Below are 21,036 nucleotides of genomic sequence, written 5' to 3' on the forward strand. Positions count from 1 at the left end.
TTCCGGTGGCTGTTTAATAGCCGAGGATTTTCAACATACTTTGCGCCGACTGTTCTTTGGCGTACACCCAGTCTACGAGTTTACCATTTTTATCATGGCCGATGATAATATGTTTGGGGGATGGAATCATACAATGTTTAATTCCTCCATAACCGCTGATCTGATCCTGGTAAGCGCCGGTATGGAAGAATCCCAGATAAAGTGGTTCACCTGTACCAACTTTCGGCAGGAACACTTCGTTGATATGCTCTTCCGAATCATAGTAATCATGGCTGTCGCAGGTAATTCCGCCCAATACCACCCGCTGGTATTCCTCATCCCATTTATTGATGGGTAGAAGCAAAAAGCGTTCACCAATTCCCCAGGTATCGGGCAGGGTGGTAATGAAAGAGGAGTCAATCATGTACCAGATTTCCCGGTCGTTCTGGGTTTTTTGGGCAATAACAGAGTAAATATGTGCCATGCTCTCCCCTACCGTATAGCTTCCGAATTCGGTATAAATATTCGGCATGGGCACTTTAGCCTTTTTACAGGCAGCTTTGATATTGCTTACAATTTCATTGATCATGAACTGGTAATCATAGTCAAAGCCCAGGGAATGTTTAATGGGAAAACCACCACCAATATTTATACTGTCCAGTTCCGGACAGATTTTTTTCAGCTGGCAATACAGGTTAATGACCTTATTTAATTCCGACCAGTAATAGATATCATCCTTAATTCCTTTGTTCAGGAAAATGTGCAACATCTTCAACTGGAATTTATTTTCGTACCCTTCTATCTGGTCAACATAAAACTCCAGGATATCTTTTGCCCGGATACCCAGGCGAGAGGTATAAAACGGGAAGTTGGGTTCTTCTTCTGCCGCAACCCGGATACCGAGTTTAAAAGGCGCCCGAACTGATTTGCGATAGTCTTCCAGTTCGTTAACATTATCCAGTACGGGAATTACATTTTTAAACCCACTATTAATGAGGCCCGCAATTCGTTTCGTATAGGTTTTCTGTTTGAACCCGTTACATATAATAAAGGTATCCTTATTAATCTTCTTCTTAGCGTAGAGCTTTTTTATAATCTCAATATCGTAGGCATACGAAGTTTCGAGGTGGATATTATGTTTGAGCGCTTCTTCCACTACAAAGGAGAAATGAGAGCTTTTAGTGCAATAACAATAAAAGTATTCCCCTTCGTATTTATGTTTTTTGAACGCATTGGCAAACATCTGTTTGGCCTTATTGATCTGCATGCCGATTTTCGGCAGGTAAGACAACTTTAAGGGGGTGCCATACTTGTCGATAAGTGCTTTCACATTAAGGCCGTTGAATTGGAGGTAATCGTCTTTTACCTCGAAACCTTCCTGCGGGAAATTGAAGGTTTGGTCTACCAGGTCAAAGTAGGTATTGTTCATCTAGCGGAAAACATGATTAATTGGGTGATTCATATAAGCTACAAACCTATAAGAAAATCATGAATTAAATAGAAATAAAAAACCGGCCCAAACGAATGGACCGGTTAACTATTATTGGTATGGTGGAACCATATTATTTAACAGAAGCAACCAGGGCTTTGAAAGACTCCGGATTGTTCATAGCCAGGTCTGCCAATACTTTACGATCCAGAGTAATTCCTTTCTCATTCAACTTGTGAATGAATACGGAATAAGTCAACCCTTCTTCACGTACAGCGGCATTGATACGGGCAATCCAAAGAGCCCGGTATTCGCGCTTTTTGAGTTTACGACCCACATAGCTGTAGGTCATCCCTTTTTCAACCAGGTTTTTGGCTACTGTATATACATTCTTACGTTTACCGTAATATCCTTTTGCTTGGTCAAGGATTCTTTTTCTGCGAGCTCTTGAAGCTACTGCGTTTACTGAACGAGGCATATGCTAATGAGTTTAAATTTGGTGGTTAAATAAGCTTATTTAAGACCCAGCAGGCGTTGAACAAAGAACATGTTGGAATCTGCTACTACGCCGGCTTTGCGCATACCTCTTTTACGTTTGGTGGATTTTTTGGTCAGGATGTGACGCTTAAATGATTTCTGGTGCGTGATCTTTCCTGTTGCTGTCACCTTGAAGCGCTTCTTTGCGCTTGAATTGGTTTTTACCTTTGGCATTCTGATAACTTCTCTAAGTTACGCCCTGCTGGCGCCCCACACCGGTGGAGACTTATGGAGCCATTTGGGCAATTTCATCATGTTGCCATGATGCCCTTAAGGGAGCGCAAAGGTAGATTAGTTTCCTGAAATTACCAACCGTAACGCCTTTTTTTGTTGGCCGGTTCTTAGTTTAAGAATATAAACACCGGCCGGACGTCCTTTGGTGATGGAAGCAAGACTTACCCAATGCTGACCAGGGCCTACCGTAATGCTGGATTGCGACAATTGTTTACCAGACATATCCACTAATTCCAGCTCCAGTTTGGCACCATCCAGGCGGGTAAGCTGCAGCTTTAACTGGTCGCCCCTGCCTGGATTAGGATAGACAACCGCCTGCAGGCTGGCATCAAACTGCACCACCCTAATAACAGAATAGCGAACGCCTCCCCGGTTGTCCACCAGCTTAAGGCGGTAAAAATAGGTTCCAGGAACTTCTATTGAATTATCCAGGAAGCTTGCCGACAAGGCGCTGGATTCACTGATGGCATTACTGAAGATGGGCAAAAAGCCGGCATCCCGGTTATTTGAGCGTTCCAACTCCAGTTTAACAACACCCTGCCAGTCGGTAACCGACCAGCTTAACCTTGCAGCCGGTTCGTTCCCCGAGCGCAGCGCCGAAAACTGAACCGGGGCGTTGCGGGTATTTCTACCCAGGTAAAATTCTCCGTACAAAGCGGTTGAAAGCTCTACATAGTAACCATTGTCATAAGGGACCAGCTCAAACCCTGCCGGATCCCAAATGGTTTCATAACCAGGTACATTATCGGAGATCTGCTGGTTAAGGGTGCTTACCGGGCCGGCATACCTGAAAACGGAAAGGTCGTAGGCACTTAATTTTTGCGTACAGGTATCACAGGGGTTGGCATCCAACCAGGCCTGAACGGTTTCATCCGGAATATAGAAACGGAACCGGGCACTGGTATCGGCATAGGCATCGGCCCCCTGGAGCACCCAATTGAAGGGCAATACCTTGTTACCGGAAAAATCGGCCATACCTTCTATTGGTGCATACGTAAACTGTACGGAATGGGTTCCTTCCTGGCCGCTCTTAAGTTCCGCCATTAGTTGTCCATCTGCCAATACCTGCGAAAATGAATCTTTATATACCGAACTGTTTTTTGTTTGTTTTTTAGTGCCATTAAATAAAGGATAATTCCTGCTATATACATGAAAATCATCTAGTAAGAGTCCTCCTGGTGTTCTTGGCATTATAGTAGCTGCATCATTTCTTCCGAGAGACATTAAGCGAAATTGAATGCTCGATGCGCCGGCAGGCAATGCGGAGGAAATCACCCGCCACCGATCATACCCCGGCAGGCCGCAACCAATCCAGGCGGTCTGTTCGGCATTTGTATACCAGTTAACCTGCGGGGCAACTGTTTTCAAGGGCAGCCACACCTTTCCCGTATCAAGGGAATATTCCATGAACACAGAATCCCTGTTATCGCACAATTGTTTATTAACAGATGCAGAAAAATAGGGTTGGGCAAGACCGCGCAGGTCAAAAAGCGGGCTCAGCAAATAGCCGGAAGGAATTATAAAACCAATACCCTGTATGGAGGAGATCCATTGGGTTCCCCAGAAAAATTTTCCATTGGCCGGTTTATACGGCGCAATAGAGGCACCGAGTTGAGAGGAATGTTCATATAAGAACGTGGAACCCCATCCGGCCTTACCCGATTCAAACCCTTCCAGGTAGGGAAAGCGCTCGATTTTCCTGGCGTACGCCAGATTGACCGACAGGCTGTCATCCGCCCGGTAAGGATCACCCTCGGCAGCTACCCAGGCTTTTACCCGGGCAAGTGCAGCAGGCCAGTTGTTTACAGGGAGTCTGAAATTAACGATGGCAGTATCGCCCCCCGCAATACTGGGAAATTCAACCTGTTGTATAATTTGATCAGGCGACTGAAGGGAAAACAATACAGGTTTACTGGCAGATTGTTTATTGTTGGCGGCGTATAAACTAATTCCGATGGTATCGCCGTCGGTTACACGTTCCTTTTGATAGGTAAGATATACTAAACGGATATCCTCCTCCGCTTTAAAAAACTGAATTTTCCTAAATACGTGTAATAGTTGCTGATAACTCGAATGTACCACCCGTAATCGCACCTGAAAACTGGCGCTGAATTCCTGGTGCCCCTTCTTCAATACATTACTGATATTCAGGAAATCGATTTGCGGTTGCTGCGTAAGTGGATCGGACAAAGCTATCCCTAACCAGGAAGACGTATCATTTCCCCGGATAAAACAATCCACTTTTGCTAAAGGGAAATCGGGTATATCAATCGACATACCGATATTATCGTCAACGTTATAGTTCGCAAAGTTATAATTACCAATTAGTTGAACTGATTGATCTTCTATTTTACTATTAATAAAAAAGCCTTTTGAGGTTTTTGTCTGTAATTCAAGGGCCGCTGTATTCAAAAGCAGATCCCAGGCAGGTAGTCCTACTAATGCTGAATATCCCGGATTTCTATAAATAGTGTCTTTTATTTCGTTTAAATTTTCGGTGAAGGGAAGCGTTAAAGGACTTGTACCAACGTAACGCCAATTTATGGCGGAGCTATTATTTGTAGGATTAGGGTCCGTGAGTGTTGAAATTTTAAGTTCAAATCTTGCCGTTTCGCCCAAATTACCTACTGGTCTCAGCTTTGTGGTCCAGGTAACTGTTTGTCCGCCTGGAAAATTTCTCACCAGGGTGTCGGCTGCAATAGGAAGGCCATTTTTTAAGAGAACCAGGAAAACGGTGTCAGTAATAATAGAACTGCCTTCATTTCGTAGTTGCACAGTGAAGGGTAGCAAGCTATCCCTGGCTGAGGGGCTACGACTTACAAGTAAAGAATCAGTAACCTGAATGGAAAGATCGTTGTTCATACCCGGAACCGGGCAGATCACAGGTCGGGTAAGAATTCTTTTGGCGATCGCCGGCAACCCTAGCTTACCCTGCAGGATGGGGCGGATACTTACCCAATAGGGTTTTCCCGGTTTTAACTGTTGAATCTGGTAAACGGTATCTGAACTGTATTGGATCGTTTCCATTTCTGTTCCATTATATAAAAGAACTGCAACGGAATCAATACTGGCAGGCTTTTTCCATTCAACCTTTATCTTAGATTCACAATCACTACTTACTGAAAAAACGGGTTCTGGCAAAATGCTAAAGGGAGCTGAGATTCGTTCCTGACCACTAGGCTGATGCACAATTTTTACCAATACCCTGTTGTTGGTGATGGAGGGAATTGTCCAGCTATTCCTGTTAGACAAAGCAGCTGCCCCATAAATGGTTGTCCAGCTAATTCCCCCGTTTGTCGAAAAAAAGAATTGGTAACTATCGGCTTCATGCCCGGGGTAACGCCAGTGTATAACTCTACGATCGCCCTGTTTATACAGTTCCCCTCCGGCGGGTTGCAGCAGATCAAAACTAAGTTCTTCCCAGTTGTACACTACATAAAAATTTTGTGGGCCCAGGGGCACTTCGTAGCCTTTTATTATTACCTGGTATCGCCCCGGCAGTGCACGATCAATTACCACCTGCTCAATGTTGTTAAGGTGGTCTTTAGCCCTGGTAGCCTGCTTTAATACGCCGGTAGCGCTTGTGTCCAAAACAAAAGGATCGTAAATGGAACCGTCGGGCAGTTGCACGGTAATATCCAGGTCGTTAACCAATGCTAAGGAGGAATAATAAGAAGGCGGTTGATCATGCCAATAGAGCATGATTTTGAAATCAGCTACTTCCCGGTCGAGGTTAATTTCAAAACGCTGTTCTTGCTGGTGTTGAAGCCTGCCTGAAAACCAGTTTTTGGCATTCATGGTTTCAACGGCTTTCCTGATATTCAACCAGCCAAAACCATTGGCAAAATCTACATATTTTGTTCCCAGGTCAGTAGCCGTATTACAAACCAATGCTTTCATGAGCGCTCCGTCGGGGTCATCCCCGTTAAATAATTGACGGTATCTTTCGTAGAGCAGTGCCAGTGCTCCACTTACCTGGGGACTGGCCATACTGGTACCATCCAGCCTGCCATATCCATTATTGGTGGCCGTGGAAAATACATTGGTGCTAACAGCCACAATTTCGGGTTTTACCCGACCATCGAGCGTGGGCCCTTTGGAATAAACAGAAGCCGATCCGGCTTCATTGGTTCCCCCAACGGTTAATATATTTTTTGCTGCCTGAAAGGCATTATCGATGGTGCGGTAACTGACCGGGTACTCACCACAGGTCAGGGTTCCGGTATTTCCGGCAGCGAACACGTGCAGCAGGTGCGGCATGTCCAGTAATTGCTGGTCGGCCTGTCCGCAATAGCCCGAATATTGGCCGGAATAAGGCAAACAAAAACTGCCAGCGCCATAGGAATTATTCGTAATTACCATGCGCTTCTGTGCATAGAGTTCAGGTGTCTGAAATATTATATTATTAAAATATTCTACTTCAAGCCGGGCATCGTATGCAAAACCACGCATAATCGGGTTCACATGTCCCTTGCCGGCCATAGTACCTGCCACATGGGTAGCATGAAAGTTGCCGTTATACAACTGGCCATCTTCATAATAGTTATGATCAATGTGGTAAATTCTGCCGGCATCTCCAATACCCATCGTTATACCTTTACCTGTTAGTCCGGGTACAGTACCATTTCCCTGGTGTACCAGGTTTCCGAAATGAGATTCGGTACCAATAATATTAAGGGCAAATAATTCGGGTACAGGCAAGGCATACAATACAAATGGCTGTTCCAGTAATTTCTCCAAGGCTGGTGGGCTGAGGCGGGTTTCCAGCATTCTGCCATACAAAACCCGGGTTTCCGATGCTGCGGGTGCATCGGAACCAAGTAATGTTCTGATGGCACGGACAGCCGCCGCCGAATCTATTCCTGGTGCCAGCCAAATATGATATGCCTGCCTGGCAGTAGCAGCCAGGGCTCTTTTTGCAGCAGGTACAAATGCCTCTTTTTCTTTCTTCAAACTGGCAGCTGGGCTGAATATACCCGTTATGCCCCACTGTTGAAGATCCTGCTGCCGAATGGTAGAAGGAACCGTGGCCAGGTAGGTATTACCAGGAATGTATTCATGCAAAACGATTCCCCTCGCAGCCATTTGCTGTTGCTGTTGAAGCCCGGGAATGTTGCTGAATTTTATAAAATAGATACCAGAGCCTCCTGCTTTACCGGAATTTTCCAGGTGATGCGCAGTGGGTGGTGCAAGGACAAAAAGCTGGTTGGCAGCTGGCTCCTTGAAAAGTACGGGTCGGGTGCTTTCGGCCGGGGTTTGCGATTGAACTGCTTTGCAAAAAACCAGCAGAACCAGCAAAACCCTGACGAAGAGCAGAGGTTTAGGCATAAAAAAAGAATCTTCTTAAATATACCCCAGATTCAACAATTTTCATAACTGTTACCGGGTTTTTTAATAAGAAAAGCCCGCGTTGGCGGGCTTTTACTAATATGTTGCGGTCATTATTCTCCGCCTTCTTTCTTCTTTTTCTGGCTTTTGGGAGCCCAAATAGCCAACATCCGTTTTCCTTCCATTTTTGGCATACCTTCCAGTACGCCGAATTCTGAAAGACGTTCAGCAAATTTCAACAATAGCAATTCACCCCTGTCTTTAAACTGGATGGCCCTGCCACGAAACTGCACATAGGCTTTCACCTTATTGCCATCCTTGAGGAACTCCTCGGCGTGTTTTGCTTTAAAGTTGAAATCATGGTCGTCCGTATTAGGTGTAAAACGAATTTCCTTCACTTCACTTTGCTTGGCTTTCGCCTTCATCTCCTTTTCCTTCTTTTTCTTCTCGTAAAGGAATTTATTGTAATCAATAATTCGGCAAACCGGCGGGTCTGCATTCGGAGAAATCTCTACCAGGTCAAGGCCCTGGTCCTGTGCCATGCGTTGTGCTTCCTGTATGGAATACACACCAACTTCTACATTATCCCCAACCAATCGCACCTGTGGTACGCGAATCATCTGGTTGGTCCTGTGCTCCTGTTGTTGTTCTTTTTTGAACCTTGGATTGAAAGCCCCCCTCGGAGGCCTGGGTGGAAATGCCATTTAAATATTTTGATTAAATAATTTACGTCCTAAAAATAATCCATTTTTTAATCCCCGCTGCTTCGTTCCTTAATTTCCCGTGAAAGAACGGTAACAAATTCCTCCACCGGCATGGTTCCGGCGTCTCCCCTGCCCTGCCGACGGATAGCTACCCGCCCCTCATTTACCTCTTTTTCCCCTAGAACCAGCATATAAGGAACCCGTTGCAACTCAGTATCCCTGATTTTTTTGCCTATTTTTTCATTCCGGTCATCAATGGATACCCGGATACCGGCTGCTTTCAGTTTGTTTTTCACAGATTGGGCATATTCCATGAATTTATCACTGATCGGCAGAATTTTTACCTGCTGCGGACTTAACCATAGCGGCAATTTACCGGCATAATGTTCCAGCAGGAAGCCGATAAACCGTTCGTGGGTACCTAATGGAGCCCGGTGAATTATCAACGGGGTATCGTGGTTATTATCGGCTGTGGTATAACTTAATTTAAAGGATCTACCCTGTGAAAAATCGACCTGGTTGGTAGCCAGGGTAAATTCCCGGCCAATTACGCTATAGATCTGCACATCAATTTTCGGACCGTAAAAAGCCGCTTCATCCTGTACTTCAACAAAGGGAATGTTGGAATCTATCAATACCTGGCGAACCATAGTTTCCGTCTCTTTCCAGAGTTCGGGTTCATCCACGTATTTTTTACCCAGCTTTTCCGGAGAATGCAGGCTGAGCCGCATTACATATTTATCGATACCAAAAATCTTAAAATACTTCAGGTACATTTCATTAACCGCCCGGAACTCCTCTTCAAACTGCTCTTTGGTACAATAAATATGTGCATCATTCATATGAAGACAGCGCACCCGCATCAGGCCGAATAGTTCACCACTCTGCTCATAGCGGTACACAGTTCCGTATTCTGCAATCCGGTAGGGCAAATCGCGGTAACTCTTTGGTTCTGCAGCAAATATTTTGTGATGGTGGGGGCAATTCATCGCCCGCAGGTAGTATTTCTCCCCTTCCAGTTCCATCGGCGGGTACATGCTATCGGCATAATAAGGAAGGTGCCCGCTGGTGAGGTACATGCTTTCCTTGGCAATATGCGGCGTAACCACCCGGTGGTAACCGGCTGCTTCTTCGGTTTCCTTGGCCAGTTTCTCCAATTCTTCAATAATGATAGTGCCATTGGGCATCCACATAATCAGCCCCTGGCCAACATCATCATCCATGGTATAAATACCCAGTTCTTTCCCCAGTTTCCGGTGATCTCTTTTCTTCGCCTCTTCCAATAAGGCAAGGTATTCGTCCAGCTCTTTCTGGCTCGGAAAACTTACCCCGTATACCCGGGTAAGCATTTTATTCTTTTCATCCCCTTTCCAATAAGCGCCGGCAATATTGGTAAGTTTAATAGCCTTGATAAAACCAGTATGGGGTATATGCGGACCACGACAGAGATCCGTAAATGCGCCCTGGGAATAAAATGTAATTTCCCCGTCCTGCAGGTTTTGCAGCAAATCCAGCTTGTATTCATCCCCTTTCTCTTCAAAATAGGCAATGGCATCCGCTTTGGGAACCTCCTTACGAATAAAAGGGTTGTTCTGCTTAGCCAATGCCGCCATTTTGGTTTCGATAGCCCGGAGATCCTCTTCATGGAGGCTTTGTCCACCGAGGTCTATATCATAATAAAATCCATTATCTACAGGGGGACCTACCCAGAATTTTACACCCGGAAACCGGTCTTCAATGGCTTCCGCCATCAGGTGGGCCGTGGAATGCCAGAAAGTACTTTTCGCTTCTTTTTCTTCCCAGGTCAGGAATTTTATGGCAGCGTCTTCATAAATTGGACGATTCAGGTCCCAAACCTGGCCATTCACTGAAGCAGCCAGAATTTTTCTTGCCAGTCCCTCACTGATGGATTTGGCAATTTCTAAGGAAGAAGTTCCAGGTGCATAAGCACGTTCTGCTCCATCCGGAAAACTAATCTTGATCATTTTAAGTTCACAGTTTTAACTTCGCAACTCCTACGAACGAGTTGAAAGGAGGGCAAAATTAACGAACTCTTGCCAGAATAACTGGTTGAGCGGTATAATATTAAGGCCTCTTTTTTCTTAAATTGAACGACTAACAGGACTACATGAGGTTTATTTTTACACTATTTCTTGCCCTTGTTCTGCAAGGGGTAATGGCGCAGGACATAACCGGAATCTGGAGAGGGCATTTCCGACAAACCAACCGATCGCTTCAATTGCTCAACCTGGAAGACCGCTATCGCTTCGAAGTACAGATAGCCCAGGAAGGGAAAAACTTTAAAGCGGTAACCTATTCCTACAAAACCACAGAATTTTACGGCAAAGCTGATGCAAAGGGCGCCATCCATACGGGTACTAAAAAAGTATACCTCGAAGAACTAAAGATCGTAGATGTGCGCATGCAGATCGGGAATGATGCCTGTATAATGACCTGTTTTCTTCAATACACAAAAAACGGTAACGAAGAATTTATGGAGGGCACTTATGTAAGTATGAACACCCGCGATTCCTCCGATTGCGGACGGGGAACGGTTTTTCTGCGAAAAGTGACTACCTCCGATTTTTACAAAGAGCCTTTTCTAACCGAGCGCGAGAAAAAACCAAAAGCAGAAGAATCGGTCCGTATAAATGAAGCCCCGCCTATTGCCAGAAACAATCCGCAAAAGCCCCCTGCCACCGGCAATAAACCGGTACAACCACCGGTAAAACCCAAGCCTCCGGCAAGCAAGGAGCCGTCTCCGGCAGCACCTGTTATTCCTGACCCGGAACCTGAATTTAGAAAACCTGCCGCCCCTGTGGTAGTTCCACCAGTAATAAAGGATCGGGAGAATGAAGTCGTAAAAACGTTTACCGTTACTACCAGGCAAATTTCCATTAACCTGTACGACAATGGTACCATTGACAAGGATACGGTTTCCGTGTACCTGAACAACCGGCTCGTAGTATCGAAAAAAATGCTTTCCCTATCGCCCATCACCGTTAATATAGACCTGGCGGAAGAAAATGATTATGTAGAATTGGTGATGGTAGCGGAAAACCTCGGGGAAATTCCTCCTAATACTTCCCTGATGCTGGTAAAAGCAGGTAATAAACAATACGAAGTACGGATTACCTCAACGGAACAAAAAAATGCAGTGGTGGTATTTAAATACCAGCGAGAATGAGACTACTCTTTTTTATCCTGGTATTAGTATTGCAGGAACCGGTTTTTTGCCAGGACCTGAATGGGATCTGGCGAGGGTCTTTAACACAGGAAGCGGGTGGATGTTTCCCGGTTTATAACCTCGAAATACAGGTAATTTCAACGGGTACCGACATTGAGGGATATGCTTTTGACTATTATGATAAAAAACGCTTTGTCAAACATCACTTCAAGGGCACCTATAATGCAGCGCATAAAAAAATGATAATCCGGGAAGACCAGTTGCTGGAAGTGCAGATTCCACATGACTGTGTGGTTTGTACAAAAACCTATGAACTGAGTTTTGCAAAAGCTGCCGACCGGGATGCATTAACAGGCACCTGGACAGGCATAGAAGCCGATAGCAAAAGGGTTTGTCCGGCTGGTAAAATAACCCTTTACCGGGAGTCGCAACCAGATTTCCCCACGCCGTTTACAGATAGCGCACAACAGGTTAATCATAAGGGATTACTGAAAATGAAACAACGCAGCACAGAAATAGTACAGACCTTAGTGCTGGATAGTCCAACAGTAAAAATCGACTTATACGATAATGCAGAAATCGATAATGACACCGTTACCATTTATTTAAACAATGAATTACTGCTGTACCAGCAACGTCTTACAAATCATGCGCTCAGTATCAGCATTAAAGCGGTGGCCGGGCAGGAGTATGAATTGGTAATGTATGCCGATAACCTGGGAAGCATTCCTCCCAATACGGCATTGATGACGGTGAGTTCAGGTCGTGATAAATTTGAAGTACGTTTATCGGCATCCGATAAAAAAAATGCAGCCGTTCGTTTCAGGGTCCGGAAAAAAGACAACTAATGGAAACAATCACCTACAGTATCCGGTCTTTTATACTATTTTACCTGTTCCTCCTGCTCAACAAATTGATTTTCTTTTGTATAAATTATGCGTCTTTTTCACTGGACAGGCTTTCCGATGGTTTTTCCATAATAGCTGGTAGTTTCTATTACGATTTCTGGGTCCTGTTTTTTTTCTGGTTATTAAACTGGGCAGTCCGATTAATTAAAAATAGCCACCCAACTGGCAAAGCAGGCAAAATAGCAGAGCTATTAATGGTATTGGTAGTATTTGGATATATCCTGTTTTCCGTGTCCGGCGCATTGTTCTACAAGTTTAACTTTGAGTTGCCCTCAAATCGGACCCTTTCCATTATGTGGGATAACCGGCATTTTACAGGGGTTTATCTACGCCAGTATAGTGGGTATTTGCTGGGCTTATTGCTGGCACTGGCTACCGTAATCTATTTTATTTTCAGGAAGAAAAGCCATACCCAGGCAGCTAAGCAACAGGTAGTTTTAAAGCGTAAAACCCTAGTAATTTCGGTTCTGCTGTTCTTCTTAACGGGCGTATATTTAACCAGGGAAAAAATAGGGAGTGGTTGGCTTTCTCCTAATAGTTCTTTCCGTTTTGTAAAGCCCAGGTATTATAATTTAGTCATCAACCCTTTCTTTAATTTCGGGTATTCTTACCTGAAGCAACTGAATACTTCCGACCTTTTTATTGACCTGTTAGAAACCGAACTGCCTCCTGTGGAGCAACCTGTTTCCGGAAGCAAGGAAGATACCTGGAAGGGCTTTGGACAGTTCCGGGGAAAAAATATTTTCCTGCTGATTATTGAAAGTGCATCGGCTGAGAATTTTGATGAAAGTTCACCCAGCAAATTCGAGATGCCTTTTTTTGATTCACTTAAAAACCATAGTTTATTTTTTTCAAACGCATATGCCAACGGCTACCTGTCGAGCGAAGGAGTAAAAGCCATTTACCTGGGTATCGGCAATCATATAATGGAAAAAAGGGTTAAACATCCTTATATCAAAGACCGGCTTTACCTCGCCAATCTGTTGTCCGGCGCAGGATATACCAGTAGTTTTTTTTACAGCAACGACAGTTATGCGGCAGATTACTGGAAAGCGGTTGGGTATGCCGGTGTCCGGAATTATTATACTACGCCCCTTCTGGATCCGGCATATAAACATCTGCCGGAACAGGAACTGCCCGATCATGTATTCTTTCCCCTGGTTGCTGAAAAAATGAACAGCTTTGAAGAGCCCTTTTTTTCAGGTATCTCCAATGTTTCTACCCATAATCCTTATACCCGCTTTCCCGGTTATGAACAATACAAAAATAAAGCGCTCCCCTTTTCTCAGGCTGCATCCATGAGGTATCTGGATGATGTTCTACGTGATTTTTTTCACCGTATTCAAGCAAATACCTGGTTTAAGAATACCATTTTTCTGTTTGTAGGGGATCACTATTCAAGAGCAGAAGATCTGCTGAACCGGTCTGACTGGGGATTACTACAAATTCCCCTCATGATATATGCACCCGGAGAAAATCTTATCGGAAAAGCGGATTACCCCGTACAACAAGCCGATATTCCGTCTACTATTCTGGAAATGGTGGGCATACCTGATGCCTTTACCCCGGCCGGCCGCAATATTATAGGACCTGTTACCAGCCAACGGCAAATTCTGACCAGAAAAGGAAATCTGCTCTTATTTGCCAATGATTCTTTATTTCTCTCCTACGACATGCTCCAACGCAGGCCGGTTGGTTGCTGGAATTATCGGAAAGATCCTGGATTGAAAAGCGAAATAACGCCGCCTGCTTTGTTCATAAAAGATTTCTTTACCTACCTGGGAGGCCTGAAACAGGTATACCGTCCACTAACCGGTAATTAGATTTTTGTAGTAATGCCCATAAACAATGCGTCGGCAATAAAACCGAGATGGTCCTTGAATTTTTCCTGATCATTGCCAAGAAATAAACGGGATCCGATTCCTTTTAATGAAACATTGATCGCTTTTGCCCAGATATCAATTTCTTCATGACTGAGTTCCCTGATCTCGCCTCTTCTGATCCCGTACAATACCAAATCTTTGAGAAAAACTTCCATATAGGCATTTCGCTTTTCGGTGATATTCATGATCAGAAAAGGGTTTTCCATTAATTCTGCTTTAAAAACAGAATATTCCTGCTTATTGGAAATTAAGTGGGTAAATAAACTAACCACAAAAGAACGGAACCGATCCTGAACGGCTTCTTCCCGGTTCATAGTTTCCACTGCATTGCGGTGTTGGAAGTCCATATCCTCCAAGGCCATGGCTTCAAAAATCTCCTCCTTGGTCTTAAAATAGTAGTAAAGCGAACTTTTGGAGCGGCCGATTTTTTTGGCAATATCCTCCATCGTGGTTTTTTTGAATCCAAAATGGATAAACAATTCCCGCGCCCCGGTTAATATCTCTTTACGAACTGGATCTAATCCAACAGACGTTTCGCTTAGACTATTTGACATTTTCAGTCGATTTTTGTAAATATTCAAATTTACTACAATTCTTTTCGATCCAACCATGAAAGCCGGATAAACACGATTGGAAAGCCTATCGTTTCTACTGTGCAATTTTCAATAAACTGAATTTCAACAATATACAAAATGTTAGGCGCCAGATTTAGCGGCTCGTAGCCAGGCTTGGAAGCAGGCTTTGACATTTTCTTAACATTATAATTTCGACTATTTTATCGTTTTAGTCAAATATTCATATAATTTTGACCCATAAACCAAATTAGTCGAAAATTCATGCAACAAACTATTTTGGACGCCGTACACCAGGTTTTCACTACACAGTGTATAAGCCGGTTTACCATGGATGACCTCTCGGCACAATTGGGAATTTCGAAAAAAACACTGTACCGCTTTTATCCAAGTCGGCAGGAGTTGGTAGACCAGGTATGCAAACGAGTAGCGGATGATAATGAGGCAGCCATGCAACCTTGGGATGCCGACGGCATCAGCAATCTTAATAAGCTGGTCGGACTAATCTCCAATGTGGTGGTATTCTGCAAAACGATTAGCCCGGATTTTTTTACAGACCTCCGCCGCCACTACCCTGTTCAGTATATAGAATTGAACCTGAAGCTGGAAGAAAGCTTGCGAAGCCGCATCCTCCGTTTGCTGGAAGACGGCATACAGGAAGGTGTTTTTCGGAACAGCCTGCATCCTGCATTGGTCATCAGTATCTGGCAACAACACCTGCAAAAGGATTTTGAATATGCGGCCCAATTGGTGAATGATTATTCGAAAGATGAAGTATTCCGCCAGGCAGTTTACCTGTTTTTATACGGGATCATTGCGCCTGCCGCCATTCCTACGCTAGAGGCATTAATGCTTGAATTCAATTGGAAATCACCTCTTACTATCAACGCTATTTAATAATAAACAACGATGAAGACTAGAAAAAGCCGGTTCTCCACCCTTTTGTTAGCGGCACTGCTGTTGGCAGGTGCCGGTGCAGAAGCACAAACACCGGATCAACCATTAACCCTGTCCAATGCGCTAAAATATGCGCTGGAGCACCAAACCGACATCCGGAAAGCAAAACTCGACATGGAAAATTCAAACTACCAGATCGAGGAAGTTAAATCCAGGGCACTGCCCCAAATAACCGGAACCGGCGGTTTAACCTACAATCCAATCCTGCAGTTAAGCGCTGTACCAGGAGATTTAGCCGGGCAACCAGGCACCACCCTCCTAATTCCGTTCGGGCAAAAATGGATTGCCAGCTCGGTCATTTCTCTTTCGCAAAACATATTTGACAAATCCGTATTTACCGGTTTAAAAGCTGCAAAAACCACCCGGGAATATTACCAGGTACTGGGAAAATTGACCGACGAGCAGGTAATTGAACAAGTGGCTAATAACTATTACCAGTTACTGGTGCAGCGGCAAAAACTTGCGGTTATTGACAGTACCATTGTTAATTCCACCAAGGTGCTGGACGTAATTAGCGGCTTGTATAAAAACGGACTGGCAAAAAAAATTGATGTAGACCGTACCCGGGTAAATATTTCTAACCTGCAGGCGCAACGGCAACAAGTACTGAATGCGGTACAGATCCAGGAAAATACCCTCAAATTTTTTATGGGAATGAAAATCAGTGAACCCATTCAGGTGCCCGCAGCATCTTTCGAAGCTATTCAACCGAATGCAGCCATACTGTCAGAAACCCCGGTGGTAACCAATATGACCGATTATCAATTGTTAAAAACACAGGAAAAACTCCTGCATTTTCAGAAAGAAAGTATGAAGGCGGCTGCTTTTCCTACCCTCAGCCTGAATGGAAATTATGGTTACCAGGGTTTGGGGAATACGTTCCCAATCGGAAAAGGGCCTTCGCAAAATATAAACTGGTTTGATTATGCGAATGTGGGACTGACCTTACGTATTCCTATTTTTACCGGCTTTGGAAATCGCGCACGGATTCGCCAGGCAGATATTGAAGTAAAGAAAATCCAGGAAGACCTTAACAAGCAGGAACTATCGCTCCACCTTGCTTATGAAAACGCAAAAGCGCAACTCGTGAATGCGCTTACCACTTTGCGCAACCAACAGGAGAACGTGGAACTTGCGAAAGAAGTCTATTTCAATACCAGGAACAATTATGATCAGGGCCTTGCACCGCTCACTGATTTACTGGATGCCGAAAACTCGCTCACCACCGCACAAAATAACTACTCAACCGCCCTGCTGGACTACCGCCTTGCTGAAATCCAGGTTATTAAAACACAGGGAAAACTCACCACACTTTTAAACTAATTGTAATGAATAAGCTAGTAAAAATCCTCTTAACAATAGGCCTTGTAGGAGGCGCCCTGTTTGCCATTATTGCAGTTTTAAAAAAGAACAAAGCAACAGCCGCTGCAAAGACAGAAATTGTAGCACAGAAAAACAGTACCGTATCGGTTCGGGTTGATACCATACATAAATCAAGTCCCGACATTTCTGTAGTAGCCAATGGAAATTTTGAACCGTTTCAGGAACTATCCTTTTCGGCAGAAAAAGCCGGACGGGTTGTAAATGTGTTGGTAAAAGAAGGAGATTTTGTACAAAAGGGGCAGGTACTGGCCACCATCCGGGTAGATCAGTTAAACGTAGATCTACAAACGGCAACAGCCAATTATCAAAATGCACAGACCGACCTTACCCGGTATGAAAATGCATTTCGTACAGGAGGCGTTACCCAACAACAACTGGATCAGGCAAGATTGAACCTGGCCAATGCCAAAGCAAGGCTACAACAATCGAACATTAATTTAGGCGATGCCACTATACGCGCCAGTATAAGCGGTATTATCAATACCCGCAAAATTGAACCAGGTTCGGTGGTGGCACCCGGAACCCCCTTGTTCGACATTGTGAACATTTCAAAACTAAAATTGAAAGTGAACGTAAACGAAGCACAGGTAGCCCAACTGGCCATTGGCAAACCGGTAAAGATCAAAGCCAGTGTATTTCCAGACAAATCATTCGCGGGCAAGGTATCTTTTATTGCGGCCAAAGCCGATGCTGCTTTGAATTTTCCGGTAGAAATTGATGTATTGTCCAATCCGGGTAACCTGCTGAAAGCCGGTATGTATGGTACCGCGGAATTTGATTTTGCACAACAACAGCCCATTGTTCTGGTTCCGCGTGCCGCTTTTATCGGAAGCGTTAACAGCAATGAATTGTTTATTGTGAGGAATAACAAAGCCGAACTGGTTCAGGTAACTAGTGGCCGTGTGCTGGGCAACCATGTAGAGGTATTGGAAGGCATCCAGGAAGGAGAGCTGATCATTACCAGTGGACAGATCAACCTAACCAACGGAACCGACGTAACCATTATTCCTTAAAATCAGCTACATGAAACTTGCAGAATTATCCATAAAAAGACCCTCGCTGGTAATTGTATTATTTACCATACTTACACTGGGGGGTCTGTTCAGCTATACCCAACTGGGTTATGAACTGATTCCAAAATTTGAAACCAATGCCATAACGGTATCAACTATCTATCCGGGTGCTTCGCCCAGTGAAGTGGAAAACACTGTTACCAAAAAAGTAGAAGATGCCGTTGCATCACTGGAAAACATTAAAAAGCTCGAATCCAAATCACTCGAAAATGTATCGCTGGTAACCATTACCCTAACCAGTAATGCAGATGCCGATTATGCATTAAATGATGCACAACGGAAAATAAATGCCGTATTAAAGGATCTGCCGGAGGATGTGGATCCCCCCTCCCTAACCAAATTTTCGCTAAGTGATTTACCGATAATGACCCTGGCCGCATCCGCAAAATTAGATGAATCTGATTTTTTTGACCTGATCGACAAACGAATAAGCCCGGTTTTATCAAGGGTAAACGGTGTAGCACAGGTGAATCTGATCGGCGGACAGGAAAGGGAAATCCAGGTAAGCCTTGATCCGGATAAAATAAAAGGTTTTGGACTATCGGTTCCCCAGGTGCAACAGGCCATCCTAAGTTCCAATCTCGATTTTCCAACCGGTAATGTACAAACGCGGGAACAGAGCATACTGGTTCGTTTATCCGGAAAATACAAAACAGTAGAAGAGCTCCGGAACCTGGTGGTTTTATCCAATAATGGGATCCAGGTTCGCCTGGCCGATGTGGCCGATGTACAGGATGGCCAGAAAGAAGTGGAAAAAATAGCCCGGGTAAACCAGGAAAATGCAATTACCATACAAATCATCAAACAATCGGATGCAAATGCCGTAGCGGTAAGTGAAGAAGTACAGAAACAGCTTCAACGGCTGGAGCAGGATTACCAATCCGCCAGCCTGAAACTTACCATTGCCAATGACAGTACCGAATTTACGCTGGAGGCGGCCGATTCGGTAGTACACGATTTACTGCTGGCGGTTGTATTAGTGGCTTTTGTGATGTTGTTCTTCCTCCACAGCTTACGGAATGCGGTAATTGTAATGGTGTCCATCCCTGCCTCACTTATTGCTACTTTTATTGGAATGGCCCTGTTTGGTTACACCCTTAATCTCATGAGTTTACTGGGCCTTTCGCTGGTAGTAGGTATCCTCGTGGATGATGCCATTGTGGTGCTGGAGAATATTTACCGTCATATGGAAATGGGTAAAAACAGGGTTCGTGCAGCAATGGATGGTACCAAAGAAATCGGGTTTACAGTAACGGCCATTACCCTTGTAATTGTAGTGGTATTTCTTCCGATTGCCTTAAGTACGGGCCTGGTATCCAATATCATTAAACAGTTTTGTGTAACCGTAATTATTTCGACCCTTTTATCCCTGCTTTCTTCGTTTACCATTGTACCCTGGTTATCATCCCGCTTCGGAAAACTGGAACACCTTACTGGTAAAACCATATTTGGTCGTATCATCCTGGCATTTGAAAGCGGGTTGGATAAATTTACCCATTGGATCTCCGGCATTCTTACCTGGAGCCTGCGGCATAAGCGCATTACACTCGGTATTGTACTGGCTTTGTTTTTCGGGTCATTTTACATAGTTGGTGCCGGCTATGTAGGGTCTGAATTCTTTTCCAAGAGCGATCGGGGCGAATTCCTGGTTCAATTGGAATTACCCAAAGATGCGGCTATTGAACAAACCAATCAATTGACACAAAAAGCAGAAAACTATCTTAGAAATAAACCGGAAATTATTGACCTCATTACAACAGTAGGCCAAACAAGCGAAGGATTAGGCGCTTCACAAAGCACCGCTTATAAAGCTGAAATAAAAGTAAAACTGGTTCCTAAACAACTACGCGCCGACGACAGTTATGTGTACGCGGCAAAAATTAAACGGGAACTGGAAACAAAGCTGGTGGGTGCTAAAATAAAAACGACCCCTATAGGTATGCTGGGTACTGCCGACCAGGCGCCGCTTGCGCTGGTTATTACCGCTTCTGACCTGGACAGTGCCATGGTATTTGCAGAACAAGCGCATGCTTTATTGAAAAAAATTCCAGGTGCAACCGAAACCAAACTAACGGTTGAATCCGGAAACCCGGAAATCAATGTGCAGGTAGATCGGGATAAGATGGCTGCATTGGGATTGAATATGCAAACCGTCGGTTTAACCATGCAAACTGCCTTTAATGGCAATACGGACGGCAAATTCAGAGCCGGAGAATATGAATACGATATCAATATCCGTTACGGAAGCTTTTCAAGGTCGAATATCCAGGATGTACGTAACCTTGAGTTTGTAAACAACCAGGGGCAAATGATTAAGCTGTCTCAGTTTGCTACAATTGCGGAAGCATCGGGCCCCAGCCAGCTGGAACGCAGGGATAAAAGCCCATCCGTAACTGTACAGGGGCAAACAGTTGGTCGTCCTACCGGTACAGTGGCTACTGAATGGGAAGCTGCTTTTTCCCAACTACGCAAACCTACCGGTGTTAACTATCTGTGGGGAGGTGATATGGAGAACCAAAGTGAAGGATTCGGAACACTGGGTATTGCCCTGCTGGCAGCTATTCTGCTGGTATACCTGGTAATGGTTACGCTCTACGACAGTTTTGTGTATCCTTTTGTGGTGTTGTTTTCGGTACCACTTTCCTTCATAGGCGCTTTCCTGGCGTTGGGATTAACCAATAATTCGCTCAATATTTTCACTATCCTGGGAATTATTATGCTCATAGGCTTGGTTTGTAAAAACGCTATTATGATCGTGGACTTTGCCAATCACCGGAAAGCGGAGGGGGAGTCTACGTTTCAGGCATTGATACAGGCCAACCATGCCCGGTTAAGGCCCATTCTGATGACCACTATTGCCAT

General features: G+C 44.5%; 14 protein-coding genes. 7 read left to right on the forward strand and 7 right to left on the reverse strand.

Annotated elements, in window-relative coordinates; all coding sequences use genetic code 11:
• Nucleotides 1-13 precede the first annotated feature (13 nt).
• The 6 genes from A1D16_RS10270 to thrS form a co-directional block, all read right to left on the reverse strand.
• Nucleotides 14-1,408: an arginine decarboxylase gene (locus A1D16_RS10270; protein ID WP_290709275.1), complete on the reverse strand. Its 1,395-nt coding sequence runs from the start codon at nt 1,406-1,408 to the stop codon at nt 14-16.
• A gap of 133 nt (nt 1,409-1,541) precedes the next feature.
• Nucleotides 1,542-1,886, reverse strand: a complete 345-nt coding sequence (gene rplT, locus A1D16_RS10275; RefSeq protein WP_150847143.1) for a 50S ribosomal protein L20 — start codon at nt 1,884-1,886, stop codon at nt 1,542-1,544.
• Between the two features lie 35 nt (nt 1,887-1,921).
• Nucleotides 1,922-2,119 carry a 50S ribosomal protein L35 gene (gene rpmI, locus A1D16_RS10280; protein ID WP_290709276.1) on the reverse strand — a complete coding sequence of 66 codons (198 nt, stop codon included), beginning with the start codon at nt 2,117-2,119 and terminating at the stop codon, nt 1,922-1,924.
• Nucleotides 2,120-2,236: 117 nt separating this feature from the next.
• Nucleotides 2,237-7,507 (reverse strand): S8 family serine peptidase, encoded by a 5,271-nt coding sequence (locus A1D16_RS10285; RefSeq protein ID WP_290709277.1) that lies wholly within the window; start codon nt 7,505-7,507, stop codon nt 2,237-2,239.
• 113 nt (nt 7,508-7,620) lie between these two features.
• Nucleotides 7,621-8,211 carry a translation initiation factor IF-3 gene (infC, locus tag A1D16_RS10290; RefSeq protein WP_290709278.1) on the reverse strand — a complete coding sequence of 197 codons (591 nt, stop codon included), beginning with the start codon at nt 8,209-8,211 and terminating at the stop codon, nt 7,621-7,623.
• A 47-nt stretch (nt 8,212-8,258) separates the two neighbouring features.
• Entirely contained in the window at nt 8,259-10,196 is a 1,938-nt protein-coding gene (gene thrS, locus A1D16_RS10295) for a threonine--tRNA ligase (RefSeq protein ID WP_290709279.1), read from the reverse strand.
• A gap of 143 nt (nt 10,197-10,339) precedes the next feature.
• Between thrS and A1D16_RS10300 the strand changes: the two genes are divergently transcribed.
• Genes A1D16_RS10300 through A1D16_RS10310 form a run of 3 tightly spaced genes read left to right on the forward strand, consistent with a single transcriptional unit; the run spans nt 10,340 to nt 14,129 of the window.
• Nucleotides 10,340-11,398 carry a hypothetical protein gene (locus A1D16_RS10300; protein ID WP_290709280.1) on the forward strand — a complete coding sequence of 353 codons (1,059 nt, stop codon included), beginning with the start codon at nt 10,340-10,342 and terminating at the stop codon, nt 11,396-11,398.
• Nucleotides 11,395-12,246: a hypothetical protein gene (locus A1D16_RS10305; RefSeq protein ID WP_290709281.1), complete on the forward strand. Its 852-nt coding sequence runs from the start codon at nt 11,395-11,397 to the stop codon at nt 12,244-12,246. The genes A1D16_RS10300 and A1D16_RS10305 overlap by 4 nt, the downstream gene beginning before the upstream one ends.
• Nucleotides 12,246-14,129 carry an LTA synthase family protein gene (locus A1D16_RS10310; RefSeq protein ID WP_290709282.1) on the forward strand — a complete coding sequence of 628 codons (1,884 nt, stop codon included), beginning with the start codon at nt 12,246-12,248 and terminating at the stop codon, nt 14,127-14,129. The genes A1D16_RS10305 and A1D16_RS10310 overlap by 1 nt, the downstream gene beginning before the upstream one ends.
• Here the strand turns inward: A1D16_RS10310 and A1D16_RS10315 are convergent.
• Nucleotides 14,126-14,743: a TetR/AcrR family transcriptional regulator gene (locus A1D16_RS10315; RefSeq protein ID WP_290709283.1), complete on the reverse strand. Its 618-nt coding sequence runs from the start codon at nt 14,741-14,743 to the stop codon at nt 14,126-14,128. The two genes, A1D16_RS10310 and A1D16_RS10315, sit on opposite strands and share 4 nt — an antisense overlap.
• A 282-nt stretch (nt 14,744-15,025) precedes the next feature.
• On the opposite strand from A1D16_RS10315, the gene A1D16_RS10320 reads away from it, so the two are divergent.
• From A1D16_RS10320 to A1D16_RS10335, 4 genes are all read left to right on the forward strand, one after another.
• Nucleotides 15,026-15,658: a TetR/AcrR family transcriptional regulator gene (locus A1D16_RS10320; protein ID WP_290709284.1), complete on the forward strand. Its 633-nt coding sequence runs from the start codon at nt 15,026-15,028 to the stop codon at nt 15,656-15,658.
• A gap of 12 nt (nt 15,659-15,670) precedes the next feature.
• On the forward strand, nt 15,671-17,041 hold the full coding sequence (locus A1D16_RS10325) for a TolC family protein (RefSeq protein WP_290709285.1): 1,371 nt from the start codon (nt 15,671-15,673) through the stop codon (nt 17,039-17,041).
• A 5-nt stretch (nt 17,042-17,046) separates the two neighbouring features.
• Nucleotides 17,047-18,114, forward strand: coding sequence for an efflux RND transporter periplasmic adaptor subunit (locus tag A1D16_RS10330; protein ID WP_290709286.1), 1,068 nt, complete (start codon nt 17,047-17,049; stop codon nt 18,112-18,114).
• Between the two features lie 10 nt (nt 18,115-18,124).
• Nucleotides 18,125-21,036: efflux RND transporter permease subunit (locus A1D16_RS10335; protein ID WP_290709287.1), on the forward strand; the 2,912-nt coding region annotated here is incomplete at its 3' end.

The sequence above is a fragment of the Flavihumibacter sp. CACIAM 22H1 genome, assembly GCF_001601815.1.
Taxonomy (GTDB): domain Bacteria; phylum Bacteroidota; class Bacteroidia; order Chitinophagales; family Chitinophagaceae; genus Flavihumibacter.